Genomic DNA, 20,180 nt, shown 5'->3' on the forward strand with positions numbered 1-20,180 from the left:
ACTCCCGGGCATTATAAAAAGGCCCCGGTACACTACTGTATACCGAGACCTAAAAATAGCATCCCTCTAAAACATTCTTCCTCTGATTTTCGTCCAGACATGGGCCTGTACATACTCATATGCGCGGTCATAGATAAACAGTGCAATCTGGCCTGCAATCCAGATTCCGGCCGTCATAATCGGGGAAAGTTTCTGCCCGCCCAGAATCAGTTCTTCAAAAAATATCAGCATCGGAATATACATGACATTGAACGCCATATATTTGACTGCCCAGAAAATAGTCTGCCGCTGTGTCCGGCTGGAACGTCCCAGAAATCTCCATGCCGCTTCGATGATCACGATATAAAGCCCCATCGCCGCAAAGGAGAAAACATAAAACTTGTTCGGTGCAATCAGAAGACCGAGCAGAACATCAGCCACATAAAAGGCCCCTCCTGTCCTCATTCCGAACTCCCTGATTACAATACCTACAAAAAATGAAGCAGCTGCAAGCAGGAAGAGCGTATTCGTCTCAATCACGCTTCCGAGAGACATACAAACGACCGACAGTGCAATGAACAGTCCGCAGAACGCCATCATTTTCCCTTTTACATGCATGAACAAAGATCTCCTCCCATACATTCACACAGCGTATCCGCCAGCCACAAATCACAGCACATATTTCCCGTACCGCAGGATGAGTTTCCACCGTATCCGCCTCCGTACGGATTATTCTGATATCTTCTGCTGTTCCAGTCAATCTGATTTAGCAGCTGACGGTACTGCACATTATTCGGCTCCATATTCACTGCCTGTGCGGCATGTTCTCTTGCTACAACCAGATTTCCGATCCCCGCATTTGCCGCACCGCTTGCGTAATACCACATCGCGGTCCGGTTCGGCATCCTGTCCAGAAGATTGAGCGCCTCACGGTAGCGTCTGTTGTTAATATAGTTAAAGACTGCCTGCATCTCAACGTCGTTGCTGTTTCCGCCGTAGGAAGAGCCTCCGCCATAGGATGAACCGCCCCCGTAGGAGTAACCGCCGGAGCTTCCGCCCGATGCACGCTCTTTCATAATCTCATCATATGCTTCCTGTACTTCCTTAAACTTCTCCTCTGCAAGATCTGCCAGCGGATTGTTTACATTCGCATCAGGATGATATTTTCTTGTTAACTCTCTATATGCTTTTTTTACTTCTTCGTCAGATGCGTTTGGGGATACACACAATACATCATACGGATTCTTTGACATGATCCTGTTCCTTTCCTTCCTGCTTTTTCATCTGAATTAATCTATAACGATTCCACACTCCATCATACAGGATATTTCTCAAAATGTCTACATCCAAAAGGCACGGAAGCTTTTCAAATTCTGCGCTGCACTCCGCAATCATCATGCAGAGAATCCCCCGGATCCGCTCTTCAAAATCCTCTTCTTCACAAATTCTGATGAGCGGATTGTAGCAGTGTTTTTTCCTGTCTTCCTCCAGATCATCGTACGCGTCCATCAGATAGATGAACTTTCCGAGAAAAAATCCGATTCTTCGAAGCGTTTTTTCCCATACATCCTTTTTGTAAACAAAAAGCTCTGCCATCATCCGCCCAAAGTACCCGGAGACCCGGTCCAGATCCATACAGTTTTCTTTTTCACACTTTCGGATACCCCGCAGCGCCTTTTTGATCACCCGGCTCTGGCGTGGATATTTTCGAATGATCCTGTCTGCCTTTTTCCGGAGTACTCCCTTTCCGGCGAGGGCCGCCGGTTTCTTCTCGTCCGCCCAGTCATCCTCCAGATGATAATAGGCGAGCAGCAGGTTCATATCCGCCGCATAGTCTGTAATTTCATTTCTTCTCATCGTCTGCTTTTTCACCGGATGCACCTTACAGCGCCTCTGTTCTGTCTTTGTCTCAGTCTCATACAGCGAAGTCAGAAGAATAATCGCAAACGTCATATCATAGGTCAATGTCATCTGCCCCGAAAATCCATATTTTTCCTTCAACTCCTGACACAGCCCGCAGTAATACGACCTGTACTTTCGAAAATCTTTCATTTTCAGTTCCGGTTCACAGACTGTCACATATCCAAACATCAAACTACTCCTGTTCTACTGTTTTTTCTTCCTCTGCATTTACGATGCGAAAGGTTCCTTTACACTGCTGTTTTACCCCGTATAAAATCTGATCCGCTTTTTTGTATAATTCCACGAACGGAATTCCATGATCTGCATAAATCCCTCCAAAAGATAAAGAGGATTTGCTTTTCGGGTACTCCTGATCAATTTTTTCCTGATATACCGTGCTGATTCCTGCCAGTTTATTTTCGATTGCCGGAATGCTGGTACATGGATGCACAAAAATCACAAACTCATCGCCTCCAAGCCGGATGATCACATCATCCCGCCGGAAGCAGTGCTTCAGTTCCTCCGCAACATACTTCAAGACATTGTCTCCTTCGTGATGGCCGTAGAAATCATTAACCTCCTTGAATCTGTCAATATCCAGCATCAGGAAGATATAAGGTTTGCCGTTTCCAAGTTTCTGTGCAACCATCATTTCGCCGCCTCTGCGGTTGTAAAGTCCGGTAAGAGGGTCTGTCACTGATTCTACGAACAGGTTGTTTTTAATCCGTACATTTTCAGAAATGTCAACGATCAAACTGATTACTGCTCTTCGTCCGTCCTGTGTGGTAATCACTCTCCCCCGATCATAAACCCACACAAAATTCCCGTCTTTTTTCATCATCCGATATTCAATCTCATATTCTCCGCGCTCCCGGCATTCTCTTTCTGCAACAGCAAGCGCTTCATCCTGATCCTTCTTCCAGATCCGGTTCAGTACATTTCCTCCTGTTGCCTGCATGAATTCCTCATATGTATATCCAAGCAGGTCCAGAAGCTTATTATTGACCATGTAAATCGGAAAACCGTCCTCCATATACCCTCCGATCACACCGCTCGGCATCGTCTCGCAGATGATATCGAGAAGTTCACGCCTGGAAATCTGATCCAGTTTTCCACGGCGGTTTGACAGAATGCGGAATGGAAACCGTTCCTCTTTTTGAATATAACCTTCCAGCAAAGTCCGGTGAAGAACTGAAATCCTGTATTGCCCGTTCTCCTCCACGACGGAAGCAGTTACTCTGGCAATACTTTCATGTTCATGATGTTCTTTCCCCTGCATGGCAATCTCAATCTGGCAGTAGCAGTCCCAGGAATGGCTTCCCCTCTCCTTTTCCCTGTAGTCCGTAATCTGATAAAGAATCGGCATTTTGACGCTGTTCAGTTCCCCTTCCAGAAACTGACGGAATACCTCCCGCCCGAACACCACCTCGGAGGCACCGAGGAAATAGACATCTTCTGTCACCAGTGCCGCCGCCTTTTGTGCGTCACGCCTGGTCAATGCATTGTTATAAAACTGATTTAAAGTCTGAAAGACCGGATTGTATTCCCACGTCTTTCCTCCTTTTTCCTTACACTTCATGATTTCCGTTCCCCTTTTCCATATACTTCCTGTCGAATTCATCCTCATCAATCGGCCTGCTGTAGTAATATCCCTGACCGTAGCCGCATCCCAGTGTCCGGATCAATGTTTCATTTTCTTTTGTTTCCACACCTTCCGCTACAGTAGAAATCCGAAGCTTCTTTGCCAGATCCACTACCTGTGCCATAATAATCTTCTGCCGTTCATCTTCTTTCCCCGTAATCGCTGACAGGAATACCCGATCCATCTTCAACTCATCGATATGGAGTTTTCCAAGTATATTAAAAGAAGAATATCCGCTTCCGAAATCATCCATGGAAATGCGGAAGCCTTTCTCCTTTAACTGATCGATCTTCTCATTGAGTTCATCAATATTTCCTGCGGCAAGTCCCTCCAGAATCTCAAGCGTAATCAGATCGCCCGGAATCCGGTACCGTTCCAGAACAGCACAGAGATTTTCCACATAGTCTTCCTCGTAAAAGAGGATCTTTGACTGATTCACGGAAACCGGAACCGGCGTAATTCCCGCATCGATCCACTCCCGGATTTTCCTGCAGACATTTTCCACCATATACATATCCAGGCTGGAACAGAACCCATTGCTTTCAAACAGCGGGATAAACTGGTTCGGATAGATGATTGTCCCGTCTTTTGGAATCCATCTGACAAGCGCTTCTGCGCCTCCAAGCTTTCCCGTCCTCATATCCATCTTCGGCTGTAAAAACATCCGGAACTCTTTGTCCTTCAGCGCCTGATGCATATGACTTTCGATGTAGTTCTGCAACGTTTCCTGCTTATGAAGCTCCACGTCATAAAACCAGACATTATTCCTGTCTGTTCCCTTTGCCGTCTGAAGTGCAAACATTGCATGTGTCATCATCATCTCGGCTGAACTATCATCTCTTCGTACCGCCACTCCACAATAGAGCATAATCTGATAATTATGATGCTGGCTCAATGAAAAACGGCTGATTTTTTCCATAATTGCATAGAGACGTCTGCCGATCATTTCTTCATCCTGTCCCTTTAGAATCATCCAGAAAAAATCACCGGTATCCCTGCAGAAATATTCCCCCGGATTTACACTTTCCTTCAGCACCCGGCTGACATGGCAGAGGAGTTTATCTCCCTGTACCCGTCCGAAAATTTCGTTGATAAATTTGAACTGGTGAATATTCATCACACAGACACTGTACTGCTCCGTTCCCGAAAGAACATCTCTCATCTCCTGCATAAACCGGACTGTATTATATGCTCCTGTCAAAGAGTCATAGTAAGCAAGCTCAATCAGCTGTTTATGATTCTTTCTCAGCATCTGGTACCCATAAATCAGCAGAAATACGCTCAGACAAAGGACTCCGATAAAAATTGCCCTTGTAACATTGATCATCTGATAAATGGGCGCATTCACCCCCTGCATTGTATCAACACAGAAAAGGTACCAGCCATTCAGGCCGATCGGATTCAGATAAATCTGGTACGCCGTTCCCTGATACCGGAATTTACTGAACACGCTCTCATCATTATCGATCGCTTCCCGGATTTTCTCCTTTTCTGCCTCTGTGATATAGTTCCCGTCAAAAATACTCTCCACTCTTCTATTGACGACTTTATTTTTAGAACGAATCAGAAACTTCCCTTCCTTTCCGATCATATGGACATAACCATAACCGTTCATAGCCGTCTTATCATCCAGAATATCTTCAAATGCTTCAATGCTGTCTTTCGCAGTCAGCACACCTGTGATCTCGTCTCCCTGATAGACAGGAACAGCATAGGAAAAAACCTTTTCCCCGGTCCGGGCATCCTCATAGACTCTGGACACCGCGCTCTCCCCCTGCCACGCCTCTCCGATACTCGCCTGCAGTTCCTCTTCCAGATCTTCCATACGGACATTTTTCTTAATCTCTCTATCAACTGTCACCCGGATTCCATCGCCGTCTTCCGTAAAATAACCCATCTGGATAAAACTGTTATGCCGGTTCGATTCATAAAGACCGTTCGCGAAGGCATCCGTATCAATCATGCTGATCGTATTGCTGAACCGGAAGAAACTCGCCAGCGTCTGGAGTGTCTGTTGATCCATCTTGATTTTACGCAGTACATTTGCCTTGTATTCTTCCGCCTCTGAAATCATCTGCGTTGTCATGGTATCTTTCTGCACCCGGCCAAGCGAGGATGTAATAAAGCCTCCCCCGAGGAACAATAGAATGCTGATCACCACAACTACCGCTGTGATTTTCCTCAGCCTTCTCATCAACTGTTTTTCGCTCATATTTCCACATCCTTTAACATGCTTTTATCATAAAATAGAGAAGTATGAGGTGTCAAGGAGTGCAAAAAAATATCTCCAACCATCTTATAATGGTTGAAGATATTTTTCTACACTCTCCGTTGCACTATAAAATTATAAAAGCTCGTCCTTCTTCGCGAGGATTGCTTCTACAGCTGCGCATGCAGGGCAGTCACAGTACTGTTTGCCTGCAGCTTTTAATTCTTTTCCATGAGCAGCGACTTCTTTTGTCTTTTCTGCTCCGAATACCTGAGCACCCATTTCGGACTCTGCAAATGCGATCAGTCCGTCCAGCGTCATGATATCTTCTTCGAGTTCGGCAATATATTTTTTCGTCTCTTCTGCCTCGTTCTCGGTTCCTACAGCGTCAAGCCATGCCTGTGCTGCATCTTTTGCCTCCTGACTGCATGACGGAGCTGCCATCAGCTCTTTTGTCTTCTCTACTACATAATTTAATGTTTCCTGAGTCATACTGTACACACCCTTTCTGAAAATTTTCTCTCCTACTATTGTAGCACAATCCGGTCCGGATCGGACCATCTATTTTCTAATTAAATCAGAATCATACACTGAAACGGTTTCATTTCCAGTGTGCCTTCGTACACTTCCTTTGTTTCCGCATCGGTCCATTTTCCGATTCCTTCTACGCAGACCGGCTCATTTTTGAAGTTCATAACAAACACAACCCGTTTTCCATTGTCACCGACACGTTCTGTCACGGTCACACCGTACGGCAGCTTTGTCTGAAGCGCGTTTTCCAGAGCGGCTTCCCGAAAGAGATCCTGATAAAACGCCCGCAGGAAATCGAGGCTGGATTCTGCCGCCAGATAGTATGCCTCTCCTTTTCCGAAGCTGTTGCGTGTCACAACCGGAGAGCCGGCGTAGAAATCTTTTTCGTAAACTGCAAGCACTTCTGTGTTTTCTTTCGCATGTACGATCTCGCAAAGGTACTGTGCCGGATAAACAGATCCGCCATAGGTAAACTGATTCTCAAATTCCTCAGACGGCGCGTCAATCTCTTCCTGAATGATTCCCAGCACATCTTCCAGCGGGGACTGTCCGGTAAAGCAAAGATCTGTGTCATCCACCATACCGCTGAAGCAGGTGTTAACGAAAATACCTCCGTTCTCCACGAACTTTCTTACGTGCTCCGGATATCCTTCCTTGTACATATAGTTCAACGGCGCCGCCACAAGGCTGTATCCTTCCAGAGAATCGTTCATATCCACCAGATCGGCCTCAATGCCGTTTTCCCAGAACACACGGTAGTGTTTGAGGATCGTTTTCACATAATTAAAGTCAAGACGCGGTCCCTGCGTATCTTCCACTGCCCACCAGTTGTCCCAGTCAAAAATGATGGCGGCTTTCGGCCTGTTTACTGTATGATCAATGAGCTCGCCAAGACCTGATAGTCTCTCGCCCAGTTCGGTCACCTCCCGGAATACCCTGGTGTTCGCTCCGTTCCTGTGATCCAGCACGGCGCCGTGGAACTTTTCAAAGCCTCCCCGTCCTTTCCGCCACTGGAAATACAGTACGGAATCCGATCCATGTGCCACCGCCTGCATGCTGGAAAGCATGTGCATACCCGGCCGCTTCAGCGGATTGGCCTCGCGCCAGCTGATGGCGGACGGAGAGCTTTCCATCAAAAGGAACGGCGCTTTCCGAAGGGAGCGCATCAGGCTGTGATTTGCGGCTGCCTTTACCGCCGTCGGAACCTCATCTTTCTGTTTGTGCCAGTACGGATAGTTGTCCCATGAAATAATATCCACGCCTTCTTTCAATCGGTTGTAGTCCATCCCTTTGAAAAAGTACATAAAGTTCGCTGTAGCCGGAAGATCCGAATATTCTTTTACCGTCCGTGCTTCCAGCTGGTAAAAGTCATTCATCTGCTCCGTGGCAAACCTTCTCCAGTCCAGCACAAGAGCCGTGCTCGTCGTCTCGCCGTTTGGAACCGGACTGTGAATCTGCTCCCAGTCCGTATAGGTGTGGCTCCAGAAGTAATTCCACCACGCCCGGTTCAGATTCTCAAGTGTACCGTACTTTTTCTTAAGCCAGATACGGAATGCCGCCTGGCAGTGTTCACAATGACAAACGGAATCCGCGAAGTTTCCTCCAAGCTCATTGGAAATATGCCAGAGAATCACATTGCTTCTTTTTCCGAACCGCTTTGCCAGTTCCCGGTCAATTGCCGTGATTTTCTCACGCATCACCGGTGAGGTATAGCAGAAATTGTGGCGCTTTCCAGGCAGATTTCTTCTGCCGTCCGCCTGCACCTGCATCACTTCCGGATATTTCTGAGTGAGCCAGTGCGGCATTGCCCCGGAAGGGGTTGCCAGGATAACCTGAATTCCTTCCGTTTCAAGCCTTGTGATGATCCGGTCCATCCAGTCAAACTGATAGACCCCCTCTTCCGGTTCCAGCGAAGCCCAGGCAAAAATGCCAAGGCTTACGCAGTTCACGTTCGCTTTTTTCATCAGCGCTACATCTTCTTCAAAAATCTCCGGGTGATCCAGCCACTGATCCGGATTGTAATCTCCTCCATGGAGAATCCTTTCTCCTAACATTGTTACTCCTCCTGTTTAGATTCCGCGGAAACGGAATGTAAACTCCATCTTTTTGTCTGCGTTTAACAGATATTCCGGATGCGTAACAGACAGCCAGCTGTCGTCTCCTGCAATTCCCATCTGTCCAAGAGCCGCACGTACAACCGTGTAATGAACCTGCGGAAGTTCATACGGATGCTTTGCATTTTCCAGTTCGTGCGGTGTATAAGGAAGCGCGGAGAACATCATTGGTCCACTCTTTTCATCCATTTCAAACAGCATTCCTCTTCCGCTTCTGTCGGTCACTTTTGCGTAGCGTACTTCTTCTTTTGCTCCACATTCCTGCGGCACAATATATCTTGCCATATTGTCTTTGACGAGGTTCCGGTAGATTCCAAGCTTCGCGCCTTTTTTACGGTCTGCATAGGTCTCTTCCGGTCCGAGTCCGTACCATGTCACATGATCGTAGTCCGCATCCAGCTTGAGCATCACGCCAAACTCCGGCATATCGCCCAGTTCTTTGACCGGATCATAGGAAAGCGTTACCTGTACCGTGCCGTCGCCGGTTACCACATACGTCATCGTACACTCGCCGGCCGGAGTCGTCGGCAGAAGGTAGGTATATGTCACTTTGACAGAATCTTCCGCCGCCTCTACTTCCGGCAGAAGAACTTTGCAAAGGTCGTCCCCCCGGTAATCCTTGTGTGACGCGTACATGCTGGCAATCTTCCACTGTGCGTACCGTTTCGGCATCTGGTTGCCCTGGTCGTTGTCCACCGGAGCTCTCCAGAAATTCGGCTTTGGAATTTCCTTGATCATTTCTTTTCCTGCATAACGGTAGGAGACAAGTCCTCCTTCCGGCCCGGAAAAAATCGCTTCAAAAGATTCTCCCCTGACACCGATGTTATGCTTGCTGCGGATTACCTTTACCGGACGCCTGCATGCTTTCTTCTCTTCCCTGATCGCATAGACATACTGTCCGAATGCCACTTCATGTCCTGCTTTCGCCCAGATCGTGTTTTCTTTCAGCCGGAAGGAAACCGTGATCGTATATTCTCCCGGAATCGTCTCTTTTGGAAGCGGCAGATCGTACACCTTCTCGGAGAGCGGTTCCACATCGGTTGCCATAACAAGTTCTCTGACTGTCTTTCCGTTCCGGGCCGCTGTTACCACGCATTCATACACACCGGTGTTCAGGAAGAGGTTCTTGTTGATGACTTTTACCTGATCCTTTGTCACTTCGGCTGTAATATTCTGGTAGTTGAATTTTACCTCCTGCATCTTCGGGGACGGCTCTCTGTCACCGCCGTATACAATCCCGTTGGCGCTGAAATTGTAGTCGGTCGGTCTTTCATTAAAATCGCCGCCGTATGCCTGGAATTCATTTCCATAACGGTCTTTCTTATAAATCGTCTGGTCAATGTAATCCCAGATAAATCCTCCCTGATAGAGCGGTTCTGTATCTGTCAGATCGGTATACTTGTGCATTGCCCCGCAGGAATTTCCCATGGCGTGGGTATACTCACAGCAGATAAATGGTTTGCTTCTGTCTTTTGCAAGGAATTCCTTGATCTTTTCCACCGGTGTGTACATCTGGCTCTCCATATCGCTGGTATCATTGTAGCGGCGATCCTGGAAGACGCCTTCGTAATGTACCAGTCTCGTCGGATCTTCCTTGCGGAAAAACTGAGACATTTCATAAATATCTTTTCCTCCGAAAGACTCATTTCCGCAGGACCAGATCAGGATGGACGGATGATTTTTGTCCCTCTGGTACATGGAATTCACACGGTCCAGCATCATCGCAAGCCATTCCGGTTTGTCATTTGGCACAATGAAATCTTCATCCCCGTCCATAGGATAGGTATCCCAGCTTCCGTGGCTCTCCAGGTTCGCCTCATCAATCAGATACAGACCGTATTTATCACAGAGTCTGTAGATCAAAGAGGAGTTCGGATAATGGCATGTCCGCACTGCATTGATGTTGTTCTGCTTCATGATGGTCAGGTCTTTTCGAAGCTCCTCTTCCGATACATGTCTTCCGCTCACAGAGCTGAATTCATGCCGGTTAACCCCTTTGAAGACAATTCTCTTACCGTTCAGTGTCATGATGCGGTCTTTCATCTCAAATCTGCGGAATCCCACTTTCTCCGGAATGATTTCCATCAAAGTGCCGGAGGCGTCTGTCACGGTAATCGACAGGTCATAAAGATTCGGCTCTTCCGCACTCCAGAGCGCCGGATGATCGATCTCCCAGGTAAAGACATTCTCTCCATTCAGTTCCTTCTCTTCCTCGAAGCAAACTTCTCCGTGGTAAGAAAGCACGAACTTTGCTTTTCCGCTTCCCCATGTCCGGGTGCAGATTTCCAGCTCCGCCTTTTCCAGCGTCTCATCCGGAACTGCGCGGATTCTGAGATCACGGATATGGACTTCCGGCACCGTGTACAGGTAGACATCCCGGTAAAGCCCGGAGAAGCGGTAGAAGTCCTGATCCTCACACCAGCTTCCGGACGTCCATTTGAATACCTGCACAGCCAGCTTGTTTTCGCCTTCTCTTACATAGTCAGTAAGTTCAAAGTCGGACGGTGTAAAGGTATCCTCGCTGTATCCCACAAAGGTACCGTTTACCCAGACAGCCATGCCGCTTTCTGCCCCCTGGAAGGAGATAAAAAGACGTTTGCCTTTCATTCTCTCCGGCACGCGGAAATATTTCACATAGCTTGCGACCGGATTGAAGTGCTCCGGAATCTCTCCCGGACGGATGTCCTCACGTCCTTCCCACGGATACTGTGTATTCGCGTACTGCGGCGCATCATAGCCCTCCATCTGGATATGGGCCGGCACCCGGATATCATCCCAGGAAGCACAGCAGTATTCATCTTTCTCAAATCCTGGCACAACTGCGTCATAATTTTTCGCATAATGGAATTTCCAGATTCCATTCAGGCTCTCCTGAAACAGACTGCATCCTGTTTCTCTGTCCGCTTCGGACGCATAGTACGCATGATCGGAGTGAGCCTCTGCTCTTCCATCACAGAAATACTCCGGATTCTTTACGTTTTCATAATTAAATGTTCTCATAGTTTCCTCCTCTTTTTCCCTGAATCTTTGTATGAAAAAAGGAGTCCGCCGCATTTGCGGCAGACTCCTGCTCTTATGCGGGCTCTCTGTCTATTATTTTACGGCTCCTGTAATACCTTCTGCAAACTGTTTCTGAAGTACGAAGAAGACGATCATAGTAGGAATGGAACAGAAGAGAACTCCCACCATTAATACACCATAATCTGTTGTATATCCACCTGAAAGGTTGGCAATCAACATCGGCATTGTCTGTGACTCCGGAAGGGTCATAATTACCTTCGGCCACAGGTATGAATTCCATGCATTCATAAATGTGATAACCGCTGCTGCTGCATAGGTTGCTTTCATCATCGGCATGTACATTCTTACGAAGATTCCGATTTCGCTCAGTCCGTCGATACGCGCTGCTTCCATAACGTCAACCGGGAAGTTACGTGAATTCTGACGGAACATCATAATCAGGAACGGCGTCGAAAGAGACGGGAGGATAAAACCTAACGCCGAGTTCAAAAGCTTTGCTGATGAAAGCAGTCTGAACAGAGGAATCATCGTCGCTACCTGAGGAATCATCATGGCAAGAAGAATAATGGAAAACAGAACATCCTTTTTCTTGTCATGATACAGCTCAAATCCAAATCCTGCAAGAGAACAGATCAAAATCGCAAGAACTGTCTGCAAAATAGAATACAGGAAAGAATTGCCCATTGCTCTCCACAGATCATTGCCGTTTACAAGATTCTGGAAGTTTTCGATAAAATGTCCGCCGAGCGTCAGCTTTCCGTTTGCCACCTCGAAGGAAGTGTTTGTTGCTGCTGAAATCATCCAGTAGAACGGGAATACGGAAAGGAACGCTACGATAATCAAAAATATGTATGTAGGAATCAACCGGCGCTGAATCATACTTCTATTTCTTTTCTTAGTCACGCGTATCACCTACTTTCATATTGATAAATGCCAGGATCGCAACAATAATAAATACGAAGAATGACATTGCCGTCGCGTATCCGAAGTTTGCAACACCCTGTCCAAGTGAGTTGTTGTAAATATAATGTGACATGGTGATCGTCGCATTTGCCGGTCCACCGTTTGTCAGGTTGACAGACTCATCGAACAACTGAAGCGTTCCGTTGATGGACATGATAAATGTCATGATAATCGTTGGTTTCAAAAGCGGAACCGTAATACCCCAGAATGTCTTCCATCCGTTCGCACCGTCAATCTTGGCCGCCTCGTAAACGGAATATTCAATATTCTGCAATCCTGCAAGATAGAATACCATGTTGTATCCTGTCCATCTCCAGATCAGGGCGATGATAATAACCGCCTTTGCGCTGGCTGCATTTCCAAGGAAATTGTAATTGGACTCCAGAATACCAAGATGAACAAGAACGGAGTTGATCAGTCCGTCTGTTGCAAACAAGGATTTAAAAATCAAAGAGTAGGATACAAGGGATGTCGCACAAGGAAGAAAGATACATGTACGGAAAAATCCCTTTAATCTCAGATGCTTGTTATTCAGAAGCTGCGCCAGCAAGATTGCAAGAATCAGCATGATCGGCACCTGAATAATCAGGTACAAAAATGTATTTCCGACTGATCTCAGGAACAGCTTATCCTGAAACATTCTGGTATAATTGTTAAAGATCGGTTCGGACCACTGCATGTTTGCGCTGGAACCGGTCTGCAGTGACATGATAAAAGCCTGAATCATCGGCCAGAATGCCATGACCGCAATCAACAAAGCCGCCGGAGTTAAAAATATCCAGCCGGCCGCTGACTGCTTGGCAAGTAAGCTCATCTTTTTTTTCTGTTTCACTTGAGCCCCTCCCTTACACTAATTTCGAATAACGAGGAACGAAAACTCGTTCCCCGTTACTGTTCACTCTCTTTCAATTAAGAAGATTAGTTGCCCATCTCGAAGTTCAACTGATCTTCTGCTTCCTGCAGTGCATCCATCGTGTCTGCACCATTGATGATATTTACGATCGCAGATCCGATGTAGTTACGTGCGGAGTAGTGATAGTCACTCTGTTCAACAGTCTGTACGTGTGTTCCCATTTCAACGATGTCAGCGTAGATCGGCTGGTTGTTGAAGTATTCTACACCTTCGTTGTAAACTTCTGTCTCACCTGCCGGTGCGTATGTAGAAATCACACCGCCCTTTTTCAGTGCATTGTCATATGTTGTTGTGCTTCCTCCGAATGTGTAGGAAAGGAAGTCCTTGGCAAGGTCAACATTCTGGCAGTTGGATGTGATGTACAGAGAAGAGCCTCCGTTACTTGCATATCCCTCGCCGCCTTCCAGTGTCGGCATGCTTGTGATCGCCCACTTACCACTGTTTGCTGCTACTTTTTCGATGGTAGGAATGATCCAGTTACCATTCATAACACCGGCAACCTGGTCACCCTGGATTGCTTTGTCTGTATAGTCAGACCAGCTGTTCGGCATAAGAAGCACGTTTTCTTTTGCCATCTCAACAAGTTTCTCAACAATTGTTACAAGTGTTTCATTTTCTGTGATGTACGGTTTTCCGTCTTTAAACTGGGAAACACCTTCAGCCTGCATCATGATGTATGGAAGGTCGTTTCCATCGCTGTTCATGCAAAGAAGGGCTTTTCCTGTTTTTTCGTATACGGCTTTACCGATTTCGATAAATTTGTCCCATGTGCATCCTGTCAGGTCATCGATTGTGTATCCTGCCTGCTCCAGAAGGTCTGTACGGTATGCCGCAACAACGGTACCATTGTCTACAGGTACTCCATAGTGCTCTCCGTCGATTGTGGAGTAGTCCAGTTTCTCAGCTGCAAAATCATCCCAGTTAATGTCAACATCTCCGAGCGGTGTCCATGCATCCGGATAGTCAGCTACATATCTCTGAATGTAGTGATCCTGGAAAAGCACGATATCAGGAAGGTTGGAGTAGTCTCCTGAAGATCCTGCTGTTGTAATTGCTGTCTCCACATCTTCGGAAGAAGCCTGTTCCAAAATCTCAAGTTCGAATTCAGAATCTACATTTTCCTTATAGTCGTCTGCCGCCGCCTGAATAGCCGGAATATTGAATGCCGGGTCCCATGCGTATACAGTCAGTTTGTGGCCGCCTTCTGAAGAACCGGATCCACCGCCTTCTCCTCCGTCTGAAGATCCTCCGCCAGTACCACATGCTGCAAGAGAAATTGTCATGGCACTAACCAGTAATGCTGAAATCAACTTTCTTTTCATAATAAATACCTCCTCCTTTTTCATGTCCGTCCAGTCTTTCGAACATCTTCTGAAAGTATTATATCAAGACATCTCCATGAAATGTTTGCAGATTCGTATATAAATTATGCATTTTCGATCATTTTTGTGCCATTCGCCCCGTTTTTTTTGTTTTTCCGTTATTTTTTTGTTCGATCGGTACACCCTTTTCTCTGTTTTTTTCAGCATCAGCTCCATTTCATTTGTCCATTCTGCCAAAAATGCACTTTTTTTTTGCATATTTACCTTCTGTTTTTGTCTCTTTTATCCTCTGAACCCCCTTTTTATGCAAAAAAGACCCTGTCAGGAAACATGTTTTTCATAGTACGGAGCATTTCCTCGTTCAAGTCCAGAAGAATCTTGATCTTTTCTCTCCCATCACCAATGATCATGGTGTAGTACGGAATTTCATCATCATAAGAGGTATAGTCATACTTTGCCAGACGTTCCGTTCCTCCTTTAATACGGTACTTTGCCACCTTTTCATGCCAGTTCGGCGCCACCACTTCCAGCTGATTCAAATCCAGCTCATGGGCATTTCTCCGGTGCTTTTTCCCGATAATCACATCAATCGTAAACTGATTTCCTTCCATAGTATATTCATATTCCTTCTGGCTGAACATATCAAAGGCAAAGTAAAGACAAATCAGCAGGAAGCCCGGGAGCATAAATCCCCTTGAAAACACGATGCCCATCAGAACAAACAGAACTCCAAACAAGATCATCAATATTTTCAGTACTCCCGTGCCCGGTTTTTTCTTCCTTTTCACCTGTTTTATAATCTTTGTACTGTACATTTTTACCACCCTTCCTCTGACCGCACATTAAACTGCAGAATCTGCTGTTCGTAATTTTCCGGTCTCTTTTTCCACTCCTCCGGCGCCATCCCCATAATCTTCTGAAAGTTCCGGTTAAAGGTCGAACTTGTGAAATATCCGCATTTTCCCGCAATCGTCGCAATCGGTTCATCCGTCTTTCTCAGGTACTCGCATGCCGACTGGATTCTGACCAGATTGATATATTCCAGAGGACTCATCCCCATACACTGGGAAAACACACGGCGGAAATGTGTTTCGCTGATATGAATCTGCGCTGCAATATCACTGACTTTCATCCGCTCATGGTAGTGATCGCTGATATAATCCAAGGACCGGTAAATGAGATTGTTCATCCTTGCTTCCTCCCGGACTCCTCCGCCGGGCTGGTCAAAAAAGGCGATATTTTTTCTGGCAATCTCAGAAAGAAATGCCAGCATCATCCCTTCCGCCTCCTCAAGATAAAACATCTTCCCTTCCCGCATAGTATCCAGAATTCTCTTCAAAAGATCCGCAAGATAAGGCATTTCACTTTCCTTTGCAAAAACAGCCTTCTGGTTAATCGCCAGCAGCATCTGGTCTACATATCCCGGTGCTCCTGAAACCAGTTTTCTTAACAGCTTTTCCACATCCACAAACAAATATTCCCATGTACTGATATCATCCGGCTCACTGTTCGTTGTATGGAGATAATTTTTAGGAATCACAGTAAATTCTCTTCCTCTGAACAGATATTCTTCTGTTCCCAGTATCATCGAGCCCCTGCCTTCGTAGCAATAACCTATCTCCAGGAAATTATGAAAATGCAGATAATCAATATCCCTTCCGTAATTCTGCTGCCATTTTTCTCCTAGAAGCGCTATAATTGTCCTCTTTTCCGGCATCCGGTAGTATCTGAATTCGGCTGTCTTTTTTCTCTTCCTACTCATCGTGATACCCTCCCCGCCGTATTTTTGCTTCTCTCATCAAAACCGGCTGAATTTCCGGATAGGTCCATTTTTCCGGCAGATCCTTTGTAATCAGGATCTTTTCAATCTCGCTGTGAAGCTCCTTCTCAAACTTCCTGATTTCTGCCGTGTAGAGCATCCCGCATGTTTCTTCCCCTTCTTTTCCCTCCTCGTCCACTGAGGTTACCGAATACACACAGACCCGGTCAAGATCGAAATCCAACGCTCCGGTCTCCTCATAAAGCTCTCTTCCTGCCGTTTCGTCTATCTTCTCTCCGGGCTCCCGGTGTCCTCCCGGCACCTCGTATGTTTCCCATTTCCGGTGTTTGCAAAACACCCATTTTCCATCATGCCGCGCAATCATCACAGCAAATTTTAAAAGGGAATCTTCCACCTCATCATAAAAACGAACTTTTACCATGGCTGTTACCTCCTGCTGTTATATTTCTTGTCTGGTCTCGCATCCTGTCTACGGAATCATTTCCCTTCTTTTTCCCTCTTCAAAACAATAATACGGCCTGCTTCCAATCATTTCTAAATGATCTCCATTCAGAAACAGGGTATCTTCCTCCGGCATGGCAATGACCGGACCATGCTCCTGAGAATACCGGAGCAGTTCTTCTGTATACTTTTCTGTCCGCTCCCGGTTCTCCTGCTCTGTCAGTCTTGAACTTCCATTCGTATAATGCGCAAACACCGAATATCCGCTCAGGGCATCAAATCCTTTCGTATCTTTCAGCCCCACTTTATTCTTATCCATAGCCGCACAGCTTTCGATATCATATCCAAAGATAATCGCGCCTGCGCTTCCGCCGAAGACAATGCCGTCCTGTTCGATATATGCTTTGATTTTCTCAAAACTTCCGCTTGCTTTCAAATCGTTCAATAATTTATATGTGTTTCCACCGCCAATAAAAATCGCGCTGTAGTTTTCCACATTTGTCCCGTCCAGTTCCTCCGCGCTTTTAACCATCTCCGCCACCGCATAGAAATATTCTCATCGCCTGCCCCTCCTTACTAGTTTTCTACTTTTTCTATCTATCTGTAAACTTTACTCCTTTTCCATCACAATCAGCGGAATCAGCATCTCTTCTTCCCGCAGTCCTGCATGAACTCCGACGAAAAATTCCGACTCTTCCCGTGAGGAAAAGATCGTCAGATCCCCGGTTCCGACCGCCAGATAGTCTCCCAGCATTTCCCGGAAATCCGGATGTTCGGCTTCAACCCCAAAAAGTCTTTTTTCTATCACCTGTTCTTTGGTCAACAGCAAAAAGCTCTCGCCAAAGGCTTTCCGAAATGCTTTTTCAAACTGCTCTTTCTTCTCTTCTTTCACAAACAGGTTCAGCGCCCTCGGCTCGATAGACGGCATCCGCACCAGACAGTCCATGATCTCCGGATAATCGGTAATGGAAACATTTTGTGTATCCACCAGCCCATGGTCTGCCGTCACGATCAGAAGCGTTTTCTCCAGCTTATCACTTAAAGCCTGGACCTGCTGTTCCAGTTTCCGCATAATCTGTTTTGTCTGGCTGCTGTAGCATCCGGTCTCATGCATGGTGCTGTCCGGTTCGTTCCAGTACGCATAAATATATTTCTTTCCAGGTTTTCTACACAGCATTTCAACCTGTCCGCAGATTTCTTCCATGGTCTTTGGAAACGGCTCTGCAAACGGCATAACTTCATAAGCCTCCCCGCCGCGGCGGTTAATTCTCTCCACGACTGTCTCGTATCCGCAATACTTCTCAGCCACATTATAATCTGCTGCCGGAATACTGGTTCCTGTCTTCATGTTGGTGAAAACCGTAACATTCTGATCAATCCACGGATAATAACAGTCCCAGCCAAGCCATCCGTGCTCACACGGCTTCAGTCCACTTCTGATAGATGTGGTCGCCGCCACCGTAGTCGGCGGAAATACCGAGCTGTAGGAACATTTCATGTGGCTCCTAAAAAATCCGGTCTCCTCCAGATTTTTCTCCATGATCCTGCTTCCCATTCCATCCAGAAGAAATACGACAATATTTTCGTACTCCTTTTCCAGAAACGTATCCACACACGCAAGTGTCTTTTGCCCTTTTTCACGGATTCCAAAATTCTTTAAGACTGACTGCGCCAGATTGGCCAGTCCGTTTTCATAATCTGGAAATTTCAATTTCTGATCCATCTTTTCCCCCTCACATATGATCTAAAGCGCACACGTTCTAACCAAATACAATTCCTTTAAGCGTTTCTGTTCTTCCTGTCCTATTCCAAGTCCGGTTTCGATGTAATTCTCAAAGGAACCATATTCCCGGTGCGCGGTTTCAAAACTTGTGCAAAGATAGTCCTGGTCCACACTCAACGCTGTCTCCACTGCTTTAAGCATCTCTTCAGATGCACATTTTTGTCTCAGGCCGTCCAGAATCACCTGATTGGCTGCCGCCCGCATATGGTTTGTTTCCATATAATCTTCCATGATCGTATCCCGAGGCACTCCCAGAATCGTCAGAATCACTGCTGCGGAAATGCCTGTCCGGTCTTTTCCGGCAAAGCAGTGAAAGACAGTCGCTCCTTCTTCTGTCTCAAGCAGGATCTGCACAAAACTGCGGATCGAGTCTCTGGCGGTCCGGGTCGTAATAAATTCCCCATACAGCTTTTTCATATAGTCATGGAGCAGCTGTGCGTTCTGCATGTTCATCAACTGTTCCCTGCTTCCTGTCGCCTGTCCTCTTCCCATCAGCTTCTCTCCCGGGAAGAAATCAAGTACATACGCCCTGGCTCCCGGTACTTCGCAGTCCGGTGCCTTTCCCCGCTCTTCTGCTGTCCGAAGATCAACCACATTGACCACGTGATACTCTTCCTGTAAGCTACGGATCGTCTCCCCGGTCAGTTCAGACATATCTCCGCACCGCAGCAGCCGCTTTGGTGCAACTTCTCTTCCATCCTTTGTCCGGAGTCCTCCCAGATCCCGGAAATTTGCCAATTCTGCTCCAATCATATGCAGCCTCCTCCTTCGATTCCGCTTTTCTCTATACTAAAACAATTCATCCAGCAAAATATAATACCGGATCTTCTCCCAGTCCGGTGCAATTCCAAGTTCCTTGAACAGCAAAAGATCGTCATAACCGGAATACGCTTTCCCGTGAAATCTTCCGCTGTAATTCTGGGAAAGGCTCCGGTAACAAAGTGCGATGTCGCACCATTTATCTGCAATCCCTGCCCGTCCAAGATCAAGATAGCCTGTCAAACGGTCTCCTTTTCCAAATACATTTGGCAGGCAGTAATCGCCGTGGGAGAGAACTGCTTCTTCCTCCGGCCGGTTTCCTAAAAGCCAGTCCAGAAGTTCTTCCGGATCGCGAAATCCATCCGTCCCAAATGTATCCGGCTCCACATTGTCAAGATCTACCCGCCCCTGTTCCACCTGCTCTGCCGCCCGCATCAGCTTGTGATCGAGCCGGCAGTCGGCCGGGCATCCGGAAAGATCCACTGCCCACAGTCTTTTTAATCCTTCTGCCAGCACCTTTGTCTGAAGAACAGGATTTTCCATGTAAGTCTCCTCACACATCATCTCCCCTTCCAGCCTGCTCATCAGCAGAAACTGTTCCTTCCCGGACTCTTCTTTTACGAGAATCCCTGGAACCGGAAGTCTGTCCTGCAGCCACTCCATCATACACAGTTCCTGCTCCGTTTCCCTGCTTTTCCTTTGCACTTTCAGCACCATATCGGAAAACAGCAAAATCCGGGAGCCGGACATACCGGTTTCATCGATCTGGTACTCTTTTCCTTCTATTTGATTTCTAATACTTTGTGGTAATTCCATACTCC

At 46.7% G+C, this 20,180-nt stretch carries 18 protein-coding genes; all 18 read right to left on the bottom strand.

Translation table 11 applies throughout. The features are described 5' to 3' along the window. Positions 1-66 precede the first annotated feature (66 nt). Positions 67-597, bottom strand: coding sequence for a hypothetical protein (locus B5G11_RS02985; RefSeq protein ID WP_087168989.1), 531 nt, complete (start codon positions 595-597; stop codon positions 67-69). After that, positions 588-1,232, bottom strand: coding sequence for a DnaJ domain-containing protein (locus B5G11_RS02990; protein ID WP_087252132.1), 645 nt, complete (start codon positions 1,230-1,232; stop codon positions 588-590). Before B5G11_RS02990 ends, B5G11_RS02985 begins: the two co-directional genes overlap by 10 nt. Then, positions 1,213-2,070 carry a DUF5685 family protein gene (locus tag B5G11_RS02995; protein ID WP_087252133.1) on the bottom strand — a complete coding sequence of 286 codons (858 nt, stop codon included), beginning with the start codon at positions 2,068-2,070 and terminating at the stop codon, positions 1,213-1,215. Before B5G11_RS02995 ends, B5G11_RS02990 begins: the two co-directional genes overlap by 20 nt. 4 nt (positions 2,071-2,074) lie before the next feature. Further along, positions 2,075-3,460: a diguanylate cyclase gene (locus B5G11_RS03000; protein WP_158099197.1), complete on the bottom strand. Its 1,386-nt coding sequence runs from the start codon at positions 3,458-3,460 to the stop codon at positions 2,075-2,077. Further along, positions 3,450-5,735 (bottom strand): EAL domain-containing protein, encoded by a 2,286-nt coding sequence (locus B5G11_RS03005; protein WP_087252135.1) that lies wholly within the window; start codon positions 5,733-5,735, stop codon positions 3,450-3,452. Before B5G11_RS03005 ends, B5G11_RS03000 begins: the two co-directional genes overlap by 11 nt. Positions 5,736-5,867: 132 nt before the next feature. After that, positions 5,868-6,224: a molecular chaperone Hsp90 gene (locus B5G11_RS03010; RefSeq protein WP_087168984.1), complete on the bottom strand. Its 357-nt coding sequence runs from the start codon at positions 6,222-6,224 to the stop codon at positions 5,868-5,870. A gap of 80 nt (positions 6,225-6,304) precedes the next feature. Next, positions 6,305-8,317, bottom strand: coding sequence for a beta-galactosidase (locus B5G11_RS03015; RefSeq protein ID WP_087252136.1), 2,013 nt, complete (start codon positions 8,315-8,317; stop codon positions 6,305-6,307). A gap of 15 nt (positions 8,318-8,332) precedes the next feature. Then, on the bottom strand, positions 8,333-11,377 hold the full coding sequence (locus tag B5G11_RS03020) for a glycoside hydrolase family 2 TIM barrel-domain containing protein (protein WP_087252137.1): 3,045 nt from the start codon (positions 11,375-11,377) through the stop codon (positions 8,333-8,335). A gap of 93 nt (positions 11,378-11,470) precedes the next feature. After that, positions 11,471-12,301: a carbohydrate ABC transporter permease gene (locus B5G11_RS03025; RefSeq protein ID WP_343215466.1), complete on the bottom strand. Its 831-nt coding sequence runs from the start codon at positions 12,299-12,301 to the stop codon at positions 11,471-11,473. Further along, positions 12,294-13,193 (bottom strand): sugar ABC transporter permease, encoded by a 900-nt coding sequence (locus B5G11_RS03030; protein WP_330616776.1) that lies wholly within the window; start codon positions 13,191-13,193, stop codon positions 12,294-12,296. Before B5G11_RS03030 ends, B5G11_RS03025 begins: the two co-directional genes overlap by 8 nt. An 86-nt stretch (positions 13,194-13,279) precedes the next feature. Continuing rightward, complete coding sequence (locus B5G11_RS03035) at positions 13,280-14,596, bottom strand: extracellular solute-binding protein (RefSeq protein ID WP_087168980.1); 1,317 nt, start codon at positions 14,594-14,596, stop codon at positions 13,280-13,282. Positions 14,597-14,898: 302 nt separating this feature from the next. After that, positions 14,899-15,411 (bottom strand): hypothetical protein, encoded by a 513-nt coding sequence (locus tag B5G11_RS03045; protein WP_138374030.1) that lies wholly within the window; start codon positions 15,409-15,411, stop codon positions 14,899-14,901. Between the two features lie 2 nt (positions 15,412-15,413). Continuing rightward, on the bottom strand, positions 15,414-16,358 hold the full coding sequence (locus B5G11_RS03050) for an AraC family transcriptional regulator (RefSeq protein ID WP_087252138.1): 945 nt from the start codon (positions 16,356-16,358) through the stop codon (positions 15,414-15,416). Continuing rightward, entirely contained in the window at positions 16,351-16,797 is a 447-nt protein-coding gene (locus B5G11_RS03055; RefSeq protein WP_087252139.1) for an NUDIX domain-containing protein, read from the bottom strand. The genes B5G11_RS03050 and B5G11_RS03055 overlap by 8 nt, the downstream gene beginning before the upstream one ends. 48 nt (positions 16,798-16,845) lie before the next feature. Further along, positions 16,846-17,349 (bottom strand): Type 1 glutamine amidotransferase-like domain-containing protein, encoded by a 504-nt coding sequence (locus tag B5G11_RS03060; protein ID WP_144289666.1) that lies wholly within the window; start codon positions 17,347-17,349, stop codon positions 16,846-16,848. 78 nt (positions 17,350-17,427) lie between these two features. Beyond that, on the bottom strand, positions 17,428-18,540 hold the full coding sequence (locus tag B5G11_RS03065) for an alkaline phosphatase family protein (RefSeq protein ID WP_087252141.1): 1,113 nt from the start codon (positions 18,538-18,540) through the stop codon (positions 17,428-17,430). Positions 18,541-18,561: 21 nt separating this feature from the next. After that, complete coding sequence (locus tag B5G11_RS03070; RefSeq protein WP_087252142.1) at positions 18,562-19,353, bottom strand: tyrosine-protein phosphatase; 792 nt, start codon at positions 19,351-19,353, stop codon at positions 18,562-18,564. 36 nt (positions 19,354-19,389) lie between these two features. Continuing rightward, the gene (locus B5G11_RS03075; protein ID WP_087252143.1) at positions 19,390-20,175 is read right to left on the bottom strand and encodes an APH(3') family aminoglycoside O-phosphotransferase; all 786 of its coding nucleotides are present in this window, start codon (positions 20,173-20,175) and stop codon (positions 19,390-19,392) included. Between the last annotated feature and the right edge of the window lie 5 nt (positions 20,176-20,180).

Origin of the sequence: Drancourtella sp. An57, from assembly GCF_002161525.1 — a bacterium.
GTDB classification, from domain to species: domain Bacteria; phylum Bacillota; class Clostridia; order Lachnospirales; family Lachnospiraceae; genus Sellimonas; species Sellimonas catena.